Below are 15,860 nucleotides of genomic sequence, written 5' to 3'. Positions count from 1 at the left end.
CGCGGTCCGGTGTGCGTCATGGTGGTGACGATCCGGACGACGAAAGTGTGACGACGTGCCCTCCGACGACATCCTCGCCGCCGCCTTCGAGGCCGAACGCCCGCGGCTGCAGCGGCTCGCTGCGCGCATCCTCTCCGACCACGACGCTGCGCAGGACGTGGTCCAGCACGCGTGGCTGCGTCTGCACGGCAGCGAGGAACCCATCGACAACCTGCCGGGCTGGCTGACCACGGTCACGTCGCGGCTCTGCGTCGACCGGCTCCGGGCGCGCACCCCGATCCCCGTCGAGGACATCGACCCGGGTGGCGCGGTGGCCGACCCGGTCGACGAGGTGGTGCTCGCCGACACCGTCGGGGTCGCGCTGCAGGTGGTGCTCGACCGGCTCACCCCGGCCGAGCGGGTCTCGTTCGTGCTGCACGACAGCTTCGCGTTCGACTTCGTGACGATCGCCACCATGCTCGACACGACCCCGGCCGCAGCGCGCAAGCTGGCCTCGCGAGCACGGGCGAAGGTGAGCGTGCCCGCGCGCGAGGACGCCCTCGCGGACTGGGAGGTCGTGGACGCGTTCATGGCAGCCGCGCGGAACGGTGACCTCGAGCGACTGCTCTCCCTCCTGGCGCCCGACGTCTTCGTCGAGGGCGACCCGGCCGCCGTCGCGATGGGCACCCCTGAGCGCATCGTCGGGCTCGAGGACACGGCGGCCTTCTTCGACGGCGCCGCCCACGCGGCGTTCCCCGTCTTCATCGGGGAGCGGCCGGGGTTCGCGTGGATCAACCGCGGCGAGGCCAAGGTCGCCTTCGACTTCGCGATCGAGGACGGGCGGGTGCGGAGCATCGTGTTCCGCGCCGCCGAGGACGTCCTCGCGACCGTGCGGCGACGTGAGGGAGCGAGACCGAGGTAGCGCAGGGTCTTGGCAAATCGGCGATGAACTGGTACATACGTACCAGTCCTGTCGGTGCGGACGCACCAGTTCCGAGGAGGTCCCCATGCTCGCTCGTTCCCGGTCCCTGCTCGTGGCGGCCTCGGTCCTCCTCGTCGCCGGTGTGGTCCCGGTGCCGGCCGTCGCTGCGGAGGCGCCACCGTCACCGGAGTCGACGAAGCTGCGGGTCACGACCTCGACCGGCGCCTCGCTGGCTGCCGAGGTGAAAGGCGCCGCACCGCTGGCCGCCCGCCCCACGGTCGTCGAGTTCACCCCGTACGGGCAGAGCGGTGCCAGCTTCAGCGTGGGGGAGGAGTACAACGTCCTCACCGTCCAGATCCGCGGCACCGGCGACAGCGGTGGTGGGTTCGACGTCCTCGGGCCGAAGACGCAGCGCGACGTGCGGGACACTCTCGCGTGGGCGTGCTCGCAACCCTGGAGCGACGGACGTCTCGCCGTGGTCGGGTTCTCGGCCAGCGCGATCACGTACTTCAACTCCCAGCACCAGGAGCTGCCGTGCGTGAAGGCCGCCGTCATGCGGTCGGGCACGTTCGAGCTGTACCGCGACCTGCTGGTGCCCGGCGGCGTCCCCAACTCGGTCCCCGGGCTCGCGGTCCTCTCGGCCATCGGCGGCCTCGCGCTCGCCCAGGCCGACCAGCGCCTCTCCCGCGACCCGCTGTCCGGCACCGAGGTCGTGCTCGGGCTGCTCGGCTCCGGACTCAGCGCGGGACTGCTCAACCCCACGCTCAACACCTACTGGAAGGAGCGCGGGTTCCGCGGCGACGCGAACGAGATCCCGACGCTCCTGATCGACGGCGTCTTCGACGTCGAGCCGCGCGGCGACTACCAGGCGTTCCAGCAGCTGCAGGCCCAGGGCACGCCGGCGCAGCTGCTCGTGGTCGGTGCGCACGACGGCGCTCCGCGTGGCACCGACCACGGCGTCGCCCAGATCGACAAGTGGCTCGACCGCTGGGTGCTCGGCGTGCAGAACGGCGTGGAGGACGAGCCGGCGGTGCAGATGCTGGTGGCCGACGGCGGTCGTGAGCAGTTCCTGGACGGACAGTTCCTGCGCTACGAGGGGTCGTCGTGGCCGCTGCCCGGGACGTCGTGGACGCCGCTTTCCCTCTCTGCCAAGCGAGCCGGGACGAGCGCCTCGCCCAAGGACGGCAGCCTGACTCTCGAGCCCGACGCGACGACGAGCCGCCAGTCCTACGCGGCCTTCACCTCGCTCCCGACGCAGGTCGATCCGCACACCATCTCGACGCTGGGTGCACCGCTCAACCAGCTCACCACGTGGATCCCGTTCCTCACCGACATGAAGCTGGCCAACCTGACCGGGCTCACGTTCACGTCGACTCCGCTGAAGGAGCCGGTGACGGCCATCGGTCCGGGCACGCTCGACGTCCGGCTCTCCACCACCGGCGTCTCCACGCCGATCTGGGCCGTGGTCTCCGACGTCTGGCCCGACGGCTCGACCCACCCCATGACCGTCGGCCGGCTCAACTCGGCGTTCCCGGGCGTCGTGAGGGAGAAGTCGCTCTACTCCGACGGGAACCTGGTCCAGCCGTACGGTGACTACAGCACCCCGAGGCTCGCGCTTCCCGGGGTCGCTCGTGACTACCACGTGGAGCTGTGGCCGATCGCCAACCGTTTCAAGGCGGGGCACCGCATCCAGGTCTCCCTCGTGGGGCAGTCGGCGCTGTCGCTCCCGTCGGTCCCCGCCCTCAACACCGTCACGATCGGCAAGGGAACGGGCTCGCGGCTCATGCTGCCGACGGTGCCGGAGTCGGACCTGGCAGCCGCCCTGCAGTGAACGTCGGCGTGCTCAGGCTGCGTCGATCAGCTCGTCGGGCGCCACGGCGCGCGGTCCGTCATCCGTCGCGAAGTGCAGCGGCTTGCTCGAGAACGGCGCACGTTGCAGGTGGCGGTGCAGTGCTCGGCACCAGCGCAGGTCGGCAGGTGTCATGGCAGGGGAGCGGCCGGGCCGAGCCTTCATGATCGCGACCGACCCGCCCGGCGCCGATTGCGCGAGCGTCTCGGCGAGCCGGTCCATCAAGTGCCCGAGCGTCGTGTCGTCGGGTGCATCGGCCATGTCCTCGTCGTACATCTGGATCACATGCGGGAGGACGCGGTCGTGCCGGTCGGCGACCAGGACGAACAGCTGGGGAGCGGAGTAGCCGTGACCCCCGTCGACGAACCGCCAGGCATCGAGCAGGGCGGAGGGCGAGGTGAGCGGGCGGTCGGGAGGTGTCGTCATCGCTCCAGCGTCGTGCGCGATGCCGCGCCTGGCGAGGTCGTGGTCCACAGGTCGAGGAGATCGCGTAGAAACGAAGAATCCTGGAATCGCAGTGGTTTTCGGGACTTTCGACCCTGTGGTTTCGCTCATGTGTTCGGTAATGTGGACGTATGACCACGCAGACCGTCGCCGAACAGCTCACCACTGCTGCGCGTGCGTTGCGTGAGTACCCCACGACCACCGAGGCGCTGCGGGTGCTGCAGGTCGTGCAGAACGCGATCGATGCGGCCAAGGTCGAGCTGGTCGCCGAGATGGCCGAGCGCGGCGACCACGAGGCCGAAGGCTGCTCGAGCGTGAAGAACTGGCTGCGCGACCAGCTGCATCTCGACGCCAAGGACGTATCCCAGCTGACCCGGTCGGCCCGGACGTTGACCGACATGCCCGAGCTGGCCGACCTCGCGACGGCTGGTGCGGTCTCGCTGGACCACGTCGATGCGTTCACCTACGCCGCCCGGCACATCGACCCTGCCGCGGTCGAGACCTGCATGGATGCCTTGCTGCACCTGGCTGAACGCGCCGAGCCCGCCCAGATCCGCAGGGCCGTGAAGAAGCTGCGCGACGCCACCCATCCCGACGACCTCGACGAGGCCTGGATCAAGGGCATGGCCAAGCACGACATCAAGATCTCCGCCGTCGGCGAGGGATTTCATGTGACCGGCTTCCTGCCGTTCGACACCGGCACGAAGTTCAAGACCGTTCTCGACTCGCTCTCCGCACCCACCTGCGCCGAGGACGACCGACCCGTCAACGAACGACGCGTCACCGCCCTCGACCAGCTCCTGACGTCGGTGCTCGAGTCCGGGCTCCCGCAGGACAAGGGCGTACGCCCCCACATGTCGCTGTCGGTCGACCTCGCCGACCTGGCCCAGGACGCGGACACCACGACCGCCGACCTCGCCGGGTTCGGCACCATCGGCCCGGCCCAGCTCCAGCAGATGCTCTGTGACAGCGCGCTGACTCCGATCCTGACGGCCGGCAAGCACTCAGTGCTCGATGTTGGCCGCACTGCCCGTCTGGCCACACCCGCCCAACGCAAGGCGGTCGTCGCCCGACAGGGCGGACGCTGCGGCGGACTCGGCTGCTGGGGACCCATCGTCCACATTCACCACGTCGAGTACTGGTCCCACGGCGGGACCACCGACCTCAAGAACCTCATCGGGCTCTGCCCGAGATGTCACGCGTTGGTCCACCAGGGCCACTTCACCATCGACCCCACCACCCACGAGATCGGCCGCACCCTGCGCACCCACCGCACCGGCAGGCACATCCGCATCGCACGAGCCGGCTGAGGGGCGGTTCAGATCAGGGTGTGCGCAGCACCTTCTCCATCGGGCGACCCTTCGCCAGCTCGTCGACGAGCTTGTCGAGGTAGCGCACCCGCAGCATGAGCGGGTCCTCGATCTCGGCGATCTTCACCCCACAGATCGAACCCGTGATCAGCGAGGCGTTCGGGTGCAGCGACGCCGCCGCGAAGAAGTCCTCGAAGGTCGTCCCGGCCTCCACGTGCTCGGCGATCGCGTCGTCGTCGAAGCCGGTGAGCCACGTGACCACCTCGTGGAGCTCGGCCACGGTGCGGCCCTTCTTCTCCACCTTCGTCACGTAGTGCGGGTACACCGACCCGAACGGCATCGACGCGATCTTGTGTGCCATGCCCGCAGCGTAGACCGCAGCGAGGACGGGCGGGGCGACCCGACGACGCCGCCGCCCGCGGGGGCGACGGCGTCGTGTCGGTGAGTGGTCAGGCGGCCGCGGGCACGTCCACGCGCTCGGGCTCGGGCTCGGTCGCCTTCGGCTTGCGGTCCGGCAGGGCGAAGTGGCAGATCTTCTTCGCGACGCTGAACAGCTGCTTGTGCAGCGGCCCGGTGTTGTACTCGATGCCGTAGCGCTCGCAGATCTCCTGCACCTCGACCGAGATGGAGCGGTAGCGGCGCGCCGGGATGTCGGGGAAGAGGTGGTGCTCGATCTGGTGCGACAGGTTGCCCGACAGCATGTGGAGCAGGTCGCCGCCGCTGATGTTGGCCGAGCCGAGCAGCTGGCGGTAGTACCAGTGCCCGCGCGACTCGTCCTCGCACTCCTCCTCGGTGAAGGTGGCGACGCCGGCCGGGAAGTGGCCGCAGAAGATGATGTTGAAGGCCCACACGTTGCGGATGAGGTTGGCCGTGACGTTGCCGGCGAAGGTCAGCGGGAACAGCGGACCGGTGAGCGCGGGGAAGATCAGGTAGTCCTTGAGGGCCTGCTTCTTCACCTTCTTCATGATCGCGGAGTGCATGTGCGCGTTCTCCTCGATCTTGCGCTTGCCCTTCACGATGTTCTCGACCTCGAGGTCGTGCATCGCCACGCCCCACTCGAAGAACAGCATGAGCAGCACGGCGTAGACCGGGTTGCCGAGGTAGTAGGGGTGCCACGGCTGGTCCTCGTCCATGCGCAGGATGCCGTAGCCGATGTCACGGTCCTTGCCGAGGATGTTGGTGAACGTGTGGTGGATGTAGTTGTGGCTGTACTTCCACTGCTCGCCGGGGCACACGTTGTCCCAGTCGTAGATGCGCGAGCTGAGGTTCGGGTCGCCCATCCAGTCGTACTGGCCGTGCATGACGTTGTGGCCGATCTCCATGTTCTCGAGGATCTTCGACAGGCTCAGCGCCGCGACCGCGAGCGGCCAGGCCGGGGGCAGGTAGAAGAGCGCGCGACCGGCGACCTCGAGCTGCTGCTGACGCTTGACGACGTTGCGGATGTACGTCGCGTCCTCCTCGCCGAGGTCCGCCAGGATGCGCTGGCGCAGCGCGTCCATCTCGTTGCCGAAGTCCTCGAGCTGCTCGGGGGTGAGGTTGGGGACCTTGGGCGCGGAGGCGCGGGTGCTGGACTTCTTCAGACGGGGGACGAACGGGATCGTGGTCATGGTGAGGTCCTTTCGACGGTGCGGTCGGGAGGTCTGGAGCTGATGGGTCAGAGGTCGACGGCGCAGCTGCCGACGGGAGCCGACACGCAGATGCGCACGTCCTCGTCGGGCAGCGACGACGTCTCGCCGGTGAGGATGTTGCGGACGGTGCCCTCGGTCTTGCGCGAGACGCACGAGAAGCAGATGCCCATGCGGCAGCCGAACTCCGGCGTCAGGCCGGCGGCCTCCGCCTGCTCGAGCAGGCTCGAGCCGTCATTCGCGGCGGTGGAGCCGGCGATGTTGAACCCCACGGTGCCCTCGGCGTCCTCCTCGCGGGCGAACGCCGGCGGCTTGAAGAACTCCAGCCGCAGGCGCGGCGAGTCGCCGTAGGCCTCCTGGACGAGCTCGACGAGCCCGGCCGGGCCGCAGACCCAGGTGTCGAGGTCGGTGTAGTCGCCGACCATGAGCCGCAGCTCCTCGGGGTCGAACAGGTGCGGCCCGTAGCGCAGGTGCACCGTGACGCCGTTGTCCGCGGCGGCGATCTCGGCGAGCTCCTCGGCGAAGATCTGGTCCTCGGGGGAGCGCGCGTAGTGCAGGAACGTCACCTTGCGCTGGGCGTGCCCGTCGTACCCGTCGCGCAGCAGGGTGCGGACGTGTGACATGACCGGGGTGATGCCGGACCCGCCGGAGATCATCAGGAGGTGGTTGTTCGTGGGCGTCGCGGCGCTCTCGTGCATCGTGAAGTCGCCCTCGGCCTGGCTGAGGTGGAGGATCAGTCCGGGCTGGGCCTCGCGCACGAGGTGCTTGGAGACGACGCCCTCCTCGTGGGCGCGCACGGTGATCGTGAACTGCTCGCCGGGAAGCGAGGCGGCCGAGGAGATCGAGAAGCAGCGGGTGGTGCGTCGGCCGTCGATCTCGAGGCCGACCTGCACGTACTGGCCGGAGCGGTGACCGCGCCACGTGCTCGTCGGCTCGAGCGTGAGCGTGGCGACCGGGTGCTCGCCGTCCGTCTCGCGCTTCACGTCCACGACCTGGGCTCGCACGTCGGTCGCGGCCCACATGGGGTTGACCTGGCGGAGGTAGTGGTCGACCCCGTGCGGGGACGTCAGGGAGGCAAGCAGGCGCGAGCCGAGCACGCGCTGGGCGAGCGGAGGGAGGCCGGTCGTGGCGGTCGCCGTCATGATCAGTCCTTCGCGGTTCGGGGTCGGAGCCAGGTGGGTTAGTGGACACCTGTCCACCAACTGTCGGTATGTGACACTGCGAATGTCAACGTGTTCGTCCTGTGACGGCAGGCACGTCGCGTGTTTGCGCAGGTCAGACGCAGGCAACGGTGGTCACGTGTCCACCGACACAGGTAGGCTCGACCGCATGGAGGACCAGCCCGACGCCCTGCCGACGCGCACCGAGCGCAAGGAGCGCACCCGTCGCGCCATCCTCGACGCGGCCCTCGTGCTCACCGAGCAGAGCTCGTTGTCGGCCCTGTCGTTGCGGCACGTGGCCCGCGAGGTGGGCATCGCTCCCACGGCGTTCTACCGGCACTTCGTCTCGGCCGAGGACCTCGGACTGGCCCTCGTCGACGAGTCGTTCTCGTCGCTGCGGCGCATGATCCGCGACGTGCGCAGCGCGGCGCCGTCGGTCGGGGGAGTGATCGGCCAGTCCGTCGACGTCCTCGTCGAGCGCGTCCGGTCCGACCCGGCGCACTTCGGCTTCATCAGCCGCGAGCGAGTGGGTGGCGTGCCCGGGGTGCGCGCCGCGATCCGGCACGAGCTCGACCTGTTCGAGGCCGAGATCGCCACCGACTTCGCCAGGTTGCCCGGCGCCGTGCACTGGTCGAACGAGGACCTGCGCACCTCGGCGGACCTGATCGTCACGGCGATGGTCGCGGCGGCCGAACGGCTCCTGCAGGGTCCACGGACCGCCGCCTTCGACCGCGAGGTCGCCCGGACGACGACCACGCAGCTGCGGATGCTGTCGATCGGCGCCATCCACTGGCGTTCCCGCCCCGAGGACCGGGGCGGGAGCGCTCAGATCCGGGCGACGGGCGGGTCGGAGAACTCTCCGGTGTAGTAGTCGTCGGGCTGGGTGAACGGCAGCGCCTTGCACTTCGGGGCCGGGCTGACCGTCTGCCGCGTGCCGGTGACGTCGGTGATCTCGAACGACGATCCCGTGAGGTCCTTCTGGGACTCGACGTGGCTCCACGAGGCCTTGAACAGGTCGATGCCCACGAAGTCGACCCCGACGGAGCCGGTCTCCTCGGTCTCGGCCACGTCGTACTCCAGGTCCCGCACGTTCGCCTTCTCGTCGAGTACGTCCTGCACGGGATCACCGCCGTCGGTCTGCTCGACCTCGTCGTCGAATTCGACGTCGACGTCGCCCTTCTTCAGGTTCCCGTCCTCGTCGCGGGGGAACATCTCGTCGATCCGGGGGCCCAGCTCCTCACGCAGCTCCGGGTGCTGGTCGAAGTCGAGGATCATCTCGGTGACGGTGGCCTTGCCCTCCTTGCTCTTCGTCTCGTAGGCGCCGCTGAGCCCGAACCCGTAGGGCAGGGCGACGGACAGGTCGATGCCGGCGCGGTTGATGCTGTCGAGGGCCTGGTCGTCGAGGGTGACGATGAGCTTGCCGAGCTTCCCGTCCGGCCCCCAGGTGACCGACGTCGATGAGCTGCCCGCCCACTCGGCCCCGAGGGCGTCGCCGCCCTTCGCGCCACCGCGGTCCTCCTGCTCGCCGTCCTTGCCGCCCTTCTTGTCCTTCGTCGCCTTGCCGCCGGCCTTCACCCCGATGAGGAAGCCGCCGAGGTCGGTGGACTTGTACGACGCCGTGAAGCTGCCGTCGGCCCAGTCGCGCTGCTCGACCTGCACCTCGCCGGTGTAGTCACCGGAGATGCCCGGGGTGATGCCTCCCGAGCCCTTGCCCTTGGACGTCGAGATCGGGAAGCTGACGCCCCCGGAGACCTTCACCTTGGAGGACCGCACGGACGACGTCGCGAGGTCGTGGTGCTCCGGCTCGGTCTCCTGCAGCTCCTTCTTGCGCTCCATGAGCTTCTGCGCCTGCTGCACGTGGTAGGGGTTGGGCGGGCACTGCCCGGGTCGGGGACAGATCGTGCTGGTCTGCATCAGGCCCTGGATGTTCGCGTCGATGGTCCGGTACTGCTGGTACCAGTCGAGCCACTCCTGGGCCTTCTCCATGTCGTGGAACTCGTAGGTCTGTCCCTTCTCGTAGCCGGTGACACCGCCGACGCTGAAGTCGATGCCCTTGCCGCTGCCGGAGACCTCGCCGCCGACCTCGGTGCCCTCCAGCAGGTGCACCCGGACCCGTCCGTCGCCGAGGTCCTCGACGAGCATGCCGTCGGAGCTGCCGAACTTCACGAAGAGGATCCGGACCTCGGAGCGGTCGACCTCGCTGTTGGAGGACGTCACGCACGGCGGCTCGATGCGGTCGTAGGTGTCTCCCACGCACGTGCCGAGCGTTCCCGCGGTCTTGGCGCGGGCCGTGCCCTCCGTGGCGGTGCGGTAGGCGTCCCACTCGGCCTGGCAGTCCGCGGGCACGTAGAGGTTGCGGCAGCCGACCTGCACGAGCGTGGGGTGCTCGCCGTCGATGGGTCCGCTCGACGGCTGCGCGTCCTTGCAGCGCGGGTCGGAGGGGTCCTCCGGGTTGAGGATCGGGGTGTCGGGATCGACCGGGTCGTCATCGCCCGGCTGGTCGCCGCCCCCGCCCGGCTGCCCACCGTCCCCACCCGGCTGCTCGCCGTCGGTGCAGGCCGCGCCGCCCCCGGCTGCCGCGAGGACCTTCGCGATGGCGCACCGGACGGTGGTGGTCACCTGGGGTGCCTTGGCGTGCACCGCGGTGACGCCCGCGCCCACCAGCACCGCGGCGAGCACCACGATGCCGACGACCTCGAGGGTCCCCTGGCCGCGCGGTGCGCGCGGGGGAGGCGCTGTGGCCCGCTGGAGGAGGGCCGGCAGGACATGGCGGTGAGGCCCCGAGATCGTCACACCTGGAACCTAGGTCCCGCCCCGGCCCGTCACGGAGGGCCTGCGGTCCCGCATCGGACCCGGATCCACCCGGGCTCCGCACCGTGTCGAGGGCCCAGGGGCCCCGTCCGCGGGCGTCGTGGGGCCCGCTGGCGAGCACGGGATCCGTGACGATCCGATGACATGGCCACGAGATCCTGGTCAGGTGCCCCCCGAGAGGGAGATGATCAGCAGGTGACCCATCCGCTTGATCCCCTCACGTCCGACGAGTTCCGCGCGACCACGGCCCTGCTCTCCGCCGAGCACGGCGTGGGGGAGGGATGGCGTTACTGCTCGATCGAAGGGCTCCAGCCGGCCAAGGCCGACCTCGACGCCTACGCCACCGACGGGACCGTCCCCGCCCGCGTGGTCGAGGTGCTCTGCCTCGAGCAGGCCACCAACCGGACCTTCCGCGGTCGGGTCGACCTCTCCGCCGACGCGGTGCTCTCGTTCGAACACGTGCCTGGCGTGCAGGCCAACTTCACCGTGGACGAGTGGGAGGAGGCCGACGCTGCCCTCCGCGCGCACCCCGACGTGATCGCGGCGCTGGCGAAGCGGGGCATCACCGACCTCTCGCTGGTCTTCATGGACACCTGGACCTACGGCGACGCCGTGATGCCCGAGCAGTGGAAGGACCGGCGCATCGGCTGGTCCGACACCTGGGTGCGGGCCGCCGAGGGCGCCAACCCGTACGCCGGTCCCGTGAACGGTCTGCACTGCGTGATCGACATCAACACGATGGAGCTCCTGGCGATCGAGGACACCCACACCGTCTCGCGGCCCGACGTGATGGGCGAGTACGTGCCACGCCACGTGCCCGACCGGCTGAAGGGCCACCGGCCGCCGCGCAAGCCGCTCGAGATCACCCAGCCCGAGGGCATCGGCTTCGAGGTCGACGGGCACGAGCTCCGGTGGCAGAACTGGACCATGCGGGTCGGCTTCAACCACCGCGAGGGCATGACCATCAACGCCGTCACCTACGACGACGCCGGCCGCACGCGCCAGGTGGCGCACCAGCTGAGCTTCGCCGAGATGGTCGTCCCCTACCGCGACCCGAGCGTCGACCACTACCGGCGCACGGCCTTCGACATCGGCGAGTGGGGGCTGGGCTTCATGACCCAGTCGCTCGAGCTGGGCTGCGACTGCCTGGGCGAGATCCGCTACCTGGACGCCGTCATGCACGACAGCACCGGCGAGCCGTACACGATCACGAACGCGATCTGCCTGCACGAGGAGGACAGCGCGATCGGCTGGAAGCACGTCGACCACGGTGCTGACGGAGGAGGGGCGGGGGCCGAGGTCCGCCGCCAGCGCCGGTTCGTGGTCTCGTTCCACGTGACCGTCGCCAACTACGAGTACATCGTCTACTGGCGCTTCTACGAGGACGGCAACATCGAGTGTGAGGTGCGCGCCACCGGCATCATGGTCGTCACGCACGTGGAGGAGGGCCAGGCCCATCCGCACGGCACCCTGGTCGACGAACGGACCTACGCGCCGTACCACCAGCACTTCCTCGTCGCGCGGCTCGACCTCGAGCCCGACGGCCGCACCAACACGGTGCAGCGCAGCGAGACGGTGATCGACCCCATCGGACCAGAGAACCCGCTGGGTCTCGGCATCCGGCAGGTCAGCACGCCGATCGCCGTCGAGGGGCACGACGACTTCAGGTGGGAGAGCCAGCGTGCCTGGAAGGTCGTCAACGAGCGGTCGCTCAACGGCCTGGGCACGCCGGTCGCCTACAAGCTGGTGCCCGGCGGCGCGATCCCGTCGTTCTTCCACCCGGAGTCGCCGGTCTTCCAACGGGCCCAGGTGATCGGTCACACGGTGTGGGTGACCCCGCACGACGCCGAGGAGCGCTGGCCCGCGGGCGAGTTCGTCAACCAGAGCAAGGACGACCACGGGCTGCCCGAGTGGGTGCAGCAGGGGCGTTCGACCACCGACACCGACGTGGTGCTCTGGTACGTGTTCGGCATCCACCACATCACGCGCCCCGAGGACTGGCCCGTGATGCCGGCCGACATCGTCTCGTTCTGGCTCAAGCCGGTCGGCTTCTTCGACCGCAACCCCTCGCTCGACGTGGAGCCGGCGGCGTCGTCGTCGTGCCACACCGAGGGCGACGCGTCGTCCAAGGGGGGCTCGCACTGCCACTGATCGGCCGCTCGTGGAGGCTGGATCAGGCGTCGGTCTCCTTGACCTCGTCGTCCATCTCGGTGGCGAAGACGCGGAACTCGTCGCGACCGGTGTGCATCGACCACAGGGTCTCGGCAAGGACCTGGGGGTCCTTCTGCGGGTGGCCCTCCTCGATCGACCCGGGAATCACCAGCTGAGCGACGTGGATGTCCTCGGGGGCGAGCGTGTCGTGCAGCATCTGCGCGTACGCCGACTGCGCGGCGAACGACAGCGACGTGCCGGCGAACTTCGGTGCCGGGCGCACGGCCGTGCCGCCGTTGACGAAGAGCACGGTGCCCTTGCCGACGAAACGCATGTTCTGCAGCACGGCGTGCACGGCGGCGAGCGGCCCGTAGACGGAGAACTCGATCGCGCCGCGGGCGTCGTCCACGGTGGTCTCGAGCAGCGGGCGCAGGAACGACTTCTGCGGCAGCGGGCTGTACTGCAGGACCTCGATGGGGCCTTGCGTCTCGTTGGCCTGCTCCAGCGTGCGGGCGAGGGAGTCGGGGTCGCGGACGTCGGTGGTCCAGCCCTGGGCGTCGATGCCTTCGGACCTCAGCTCGGCAGCGAGAGCGTCGACGCGCTCGGCGTTGCGGGCCAGCAGCGCCACGGCGTGGCCCTCCTGGCCGAAGCGGCGGGCGACCGCCGCTCCCAGTCCGCGTCCGGCTCCGACGATGGCGATGGTGGTCATGAGGTCTCCTCGTCCAGGGGAAGCGTGCTGCTCCACGCTAGGTCCGTCCGGCCGGCTCGGCAGGTCGAAGGACGTCGGTCCGGTCGGGCAGGTAGGGCAGGATGGACGGCAGGCGACAGGTCTTGGTCACGGGAGGACACATGACGATCACTGGGCTCGACCACGTGCAGGTGGCGATCCCGCCCGGAGGCGAGGACCAGGCGCGGGCGTTCTACGGGACGCTGCTCGGCATGGTCGAGGAACCGAAGCCGCCTGCGCTGGCCGTGCGTGGCGGGTGCTGGTTCGCGTCCGGCTCCGCCGTGCTGCACCTGGGTGTGGAGGAGCCGTTCTCGCCGGCCCGCAAGGCGCACCCCGCGTTCCTCGTCGACGACCTCGACGCGGTCGAGGCGGTCCTCGAGGCTGCGGGACACGCGTGCGTGCGCTCGGACCAGGAGATCCCCGGGGTCGTCCGCTTCCACACCACCGACCCCTTCGGCAACCGGGTCGAGCTGCAGCAGGTCTGAGCGGCCTCAGAGCTCGGCGTAGCCCTCACGGAACGTCGGTCGGGTCGGCACCCAGCCGGTGGCGCGCAGCCGGGCGTTGGAGAGACGCTTCCCGTGCGCGCGGGAGCGGTCGGCGGGCGCCGGCGGGGTGAGACCGAGCCGCTCGGCCAGGTGGGCGGCGACGTCGCCGCGCAGGGCCGGTTCGTCGTCGGTGCCGAGGTAGAGCGGGGCGGGATCCTCGACGGCGGTCAGCAGGTGCACCGCGGCCGCGGCGGCGTCGTCCCGGTGGATGCGGTTGGTCCAGCGGTTCAGGTCGCGGACCTCCCCGGAACGGACCTCCTCGACGAGGCGCGGCGTGCCGTCGTCGTAGAGCCCGGACAGACGCAGCACCGTGCCGGTCGGGACGCGCTCGAGGAACGTGCGCTCCGCCTCCAGCAGCACCTGCGCAGGGGCGTCGCCGGGGGCCGGTGCGGTGTCCTCCGTGACGACGTCGTCGGCGTCGCCGTTGACCGCCGTCGACGAGACGAGCACCGCGCGTCGGGGTCGCGCCCCCTGGGCGTCGAGGGCGTCGAGGGCGCGCACCATGCCGTCGAGGTAGGTGGCCCGGTACGACTCCTCGGTACGCGGGCGGGCGGTGAGCACCACCGCCAGCAGCTGGAGATCCAGCTCGGGGAGCGTCGGCGACTCTCGGGAGAGGTCGGCCGAGACGCCCACGATCGGGGGCGGCACGAGGTCGGCACGGCGTCGGATGCCGGCCACGTGGTGGCCGAGCGCCGCGAGACGCAGGCCGACGTCGGCGCCGAGTCGGCCGCAGCCGACGAGCAGGGTGTCGGGACGGGGAGACATTACGACGGCTCCTAGAACGGGGGCCAGGGGACGGCGGGCATGGGGCCCGACGGGGCGGGCAGGGTGCCCGCGGACAGCAGGGCGTCGCAGCGCGCCGCGAGCGCCTCGACCTCGGCGACCTTGAGCAGGTCGTGCAGCACGGCGCCGAGCCCGTCGGTCTCGTCGTCGACCGACGCGCGCACGCGACGGACGCCGTCGAGCTCCTCCTCGGTGAGCGGCTCGTCGAGCCAGCCCCACAGGACCGTGCGGAGCTTGTGCTCGGCGTGCAGCGTGAGGCCGTGGTCGATCCCGTGCCGGTGCCCGTCGGCCATCTCCAGCACGTGACCGCCCTTGCGGTCGGCGTTGTTGAGCACGACGTCGAGCACCGCCATGCGCCGCAGGGCAGGGGTGTCCTCGTGGACGAGCGAGACGCGTCGGTCGCGTCCGTCGTAGCCGTCGAACACGTGCAGCATGCCGGCCGGGACCGCGCCGGCCGGGACGATCGTGACCGCCTCCTGCCCGGGGTCGACGGTCTGCCAGAGCTGCACCATGCCCGGGCCGTGCGGTCCGTCGCGCAGCCACGTGAGGGGGACGACGTGCCAGCCCGTGACCTCCGAGACCAGGTGGGCGGCGACCTCGCGCTCCGCGAGCGTGCCGTCGGGGAAGTCCCACAGCGGCTGCTCGCCCGAGACCGGCTTGTAGACGACCTCGACGTCGCCGATCGTGCCCACGAACGTGGCGTTCGAGGCGGGCATGACCCGGCCGGTGAGCACCAGCTCGCCGGTCAGCAGGTCCGCCTCGTCGGTCGCGGGGTCGGCGTCGATCGCCTCACGACCGTCGGCGACGGGGGAGGCGTCGTTCACCGGAACTCGTCGGGCAGCTCGCAGACGTGGTCGGCGGACGGGTCCATCGGCGTCTGGCACAAGGGGCACAGCGGTCGCCCGGCCGACACGACCTCGCGGGTGCGCTTGGCGAACGCCCGCGCACTGCCGACGGGGATGCGCACGACGAGGGCCTCGGGCGGATCGATCTCGACCACGCCGTCCTCGTCGGCCTCGGCCTCGACGTCGAGCACCGGGAAGGCCTCGACCACGATCTGGGCCGTGGACGGGTCCCAGCCCAGCCCCATCGCACCGGCACGGAACTGCTCCGCCACCGGCTCGTCGAGCGGCTCGTGGTCGGCCAGACCGTCGGGCGCCACGGTCGGGACGGAGAACGGGTTGCCCTCCTCGGCCATCAGCTCGTCGAGCACCTCGTCGATGCGGTCGGCCAGCGCGGCGGACTGCTCCTTCTCGACCGCCACGCTGACGAGGTCGGCCCCGGAGCGGGCCTGGAGGAAGAACGTGCGGGAGCCGGGGGTGCCGATGGTCCCGACGACGAAGCGGTCGGGCCAGTCGAATCCGTGGACGATGGTGGCCATGTCTCCACTCTAGGGTCCGACCCCAGACGTCGCTGGGTGCGGCACGACGTCAGGACCGGCCGGGGCCGGCCAGCTCGGCGGGCCCGTCGTCCAGGTCCTCCGGAGCGGCGGTCGCGCTCTGCCCCGCCCCGGGCCCGGCACCCCCGCCGGTGCTGCCTTCGGCCGCGCTGTGC

General features: G+C 70.5%; 15 protein-coding genes. 6 read left to right on the top strand and 9 right to left on the bottom strand.

Features of this window, described 5'->3' with window-relative positions:
• The first annotated feature begins 55 nt into the window (after positions 1–55).
• Both NUV38_RS04625 and NUV38_RS04620 read left to right on the top strand, forming a co-directional pair.
• Complete coding sequence (locus NUV38_RS04625; RefSeq protein WP_257727987.1) at positions 56–901, top strand: sigma factor; 846 nt, start codon at positions 56–58, stop codon at positions 899–901.
• Positions 902–986: 85 nt separating this feature from the next.
• Entirely contained in the window at positions 987–2,732 is a 1,746-nt protein-coding gene (locus NUV38_RS04620) for a CocE/NonD family hydrolase (protein ID WP_257727986.1), read from the top strand.
• Between the two features lie 12 nt (positions 2,733–2,744).
• Here NUV38_RS04620 and NUV38_RS04615 read toward each other — a convergent pair whose 3' ends face one another.
• Positions 2,745–3,305 carry a hypothetical protein gene (locus NUV38_RS04615; protein ID WP_257727985.1) on the bottom strand — a complete coding sequence of 187 codons (561 nt, stop codon included), beginning with the start codon at positions 3,303–3,305 and terminating at the stop codon, positions 2,745–2,747.
• Positions 3,306–3,325: 20 nt separating this feature from the next.
• Here NUV38_RS04615 and NUV38_RS04610 point away from each other — a divergent pair, with 20 nt between their 5' ends.
• Positions 3,326–4,504, top strand: coding sequence for an HNH endonuclease (locus tag NUV38_RS04610; protein WP_257727984.1), 1,179 nt, complete (start codon positions 3,326–3,328; stop codon positions 4,502–4,504).
• A 13-nt stretch (positions 4,505–4,517) separates the two neighbouring features.
• On the opposite strand, the gene NUV38_RS04605 is transcribed toward NUV38_RS04610, so the two are convergent.
• The 3 genes from NUV38_RS04605 to NUV38_RS04595 all read right to left on the bottom strand — a co-directional run bounded on the left by NUV38_RS04605 (position 4,518) and on the right by NUV38_RS04595 (position 7,271).
• On the bottom strand, positions 4,518–4,865 hold the full coding sequence (locus NUV38_RS04605) for a DUF2200 domain-containing protein (protein WP_257727983.1): 348 nt from the start codon (positions 4,863–4,865) through the stop codon (positions 4,518–4,520).
• An 88-nt stretch (positions 4,866–4,953) separates the two neighbouring features.
• On the bottom strand, positions 4,954–6,111 hold the full coding sequence (locus NUV38_RS04600) for an acyl-CoA desaturase (protein WP_257727982.1): 1,158 nt from the start codon (positions 6,109–6,111) through the stop codon (positions 4,954–4,956).
• A 47-nt stretch (positions 6,112–6,158) separates the two neighbouring features.
• Positions 6,159–7,271, bottom strand: coding sequence for a ferredoxin reductase (locus NUV38_RS04595; protein WP_257727981.1), 1,113 nt, complete (start codon positions 7,269–7,271; stop codon positions 6,159–6,161).
• A 187-nt stretch (positions 7,272–7,458) separates the two neighbouring features.
• Between NUV38_RS04595 and NUV38_RS04590 the strand changes: the two genes are divergently transcribed.
• Entirely contained in the window at positions 7,459–8,157 is a 699-nt protein-coding gene (locus NUV38_RS04590; protein ID WP_257727980.1) for a TetR family transcriptional regulator, read from the top strand.
• On the opposite strand, the gene NUV38_RS04585 is transcribed toward NUV38_RS04590, so the two are convergent.
• Complete coding sequence (locus NUV38_RS04585) at positions 8,115–10,082, bottom strand: hypothetical protein (RefSeq protein ID WP_257727979.1); 1,968 nt, start codon at positions 10,080–10,082, stop codon at positions 8,115–8,117. The genes NUV38_RS04590 and NUV38_RS04585 overlap by 43 nt on opposite strands.
• Before the next feature lie 213 nt (positions 10,083–10,295).
• Between NUV38_RS04585 and NUV38_RS04580 the strand changes: the two genes are divergently transcribed.
• A complete protein-coding gene (locus NUV38_RS04580) occupies positions 10,296–12,251 on the top strand; it encodes a primary-amine oxidase (protein WP_257727978.1) in 1,956 nt (651 codons plus the stop codon).
• A 22-nt stretch (positions 12,252–12,273) separates the two neighbouring features.
• On the opposite strand, the gene NUV38_RS04575 is transcribed toward NUV38_RS04580, so the two are convergent.
• Positions 12,274–12,960 (bottom strand): SDR family oxidoreductase, encoded by a 687-nt coding sequence (locus tag NUV38_RS04575; RefSeq protein ID WP_257727977.1) that lies wholly within the window; start codon positions 12,958–12,960, stop codon positions 12,274–12,276.
• A 140-nt stretch (positions 12,961–13,100) separates the two neighbouring features.
• Here NUV38_RS04575 and NUV38_RS04570 point away from each other — a divergent pair, with 140 nt between their 5' ends.
• Entirely contained in the window at positions 13,101–13,463 is a 363-nt protein-coding gene (locus NUV38_RS04570; RefSeq protein WP_257727976.1) for a VOC family protein, read from the top strand.
• Positions 13,464–13,469: 6 nt separating this feature from the next.
• Here the strand turns inward: NUV38_RS04570 and NUV38_RS04565 are convergent, their stop codons facing one another.
• The 3 genes from NUV38_RS04565 to NUV38_RS04555 are packed head-to-tail and all read right to left on the bottom strand — an operon-like array spanning position 13,470 to position 15,687.
• A complete protein-coding gene (locus tag NUV38_RS04565) occupies positions 13,470–14,288 on the bottom strand; it encodes a hypothetical protein (RefSeq protein ID WP_257727975.1) in 819 nt (272 codons plus the stop codon).
• Between the two features lie 11 nt (positions 14,289–14,299).
• A complete protein-coding gene (locus NUV38_RS04560) occupies positions 14,300–15,130 on the bottom strand; it encodes an SCO1664 family protein (protein ID WP_308219655.1) in 831 nt (276 codons plus the stop codon).
• The gene (locus NUV38_RS04555; protein ID WP_257727974.1) at positions 15,127–15,687 is read right to left on the bottom strand and encodes a DUF3090 domain-containing protein; all 561 of its coding nucleotides are present in this window, start codon (positions 15,685–15,687) and stop codon (positions 15,127–15,129) included. The genes NUV38_RS04560 and NUV38_RS04555 overlap by 4 nt, the downstream gene beginning before the upstream one ends.
• Positions 15,688–15,860 lie beyond the last annotated feature (173 nt).

This window comes from Aeromicrobium sp. 50.2.37 (assembly GCF_024655735.1).
In the GTDB taxonomy this organism is placed as follows: domain Bacteria; phylum Actinomycetota; class Actinomycetes; order Propionibacteriales; family Nocardioidaceae; genus Aeromicrobium.
The sequence above is the reverse complement of the archived record's forward strand: the minus strand, read 5'-3'. Positions and strand labels throughout refer to the sequence as shown.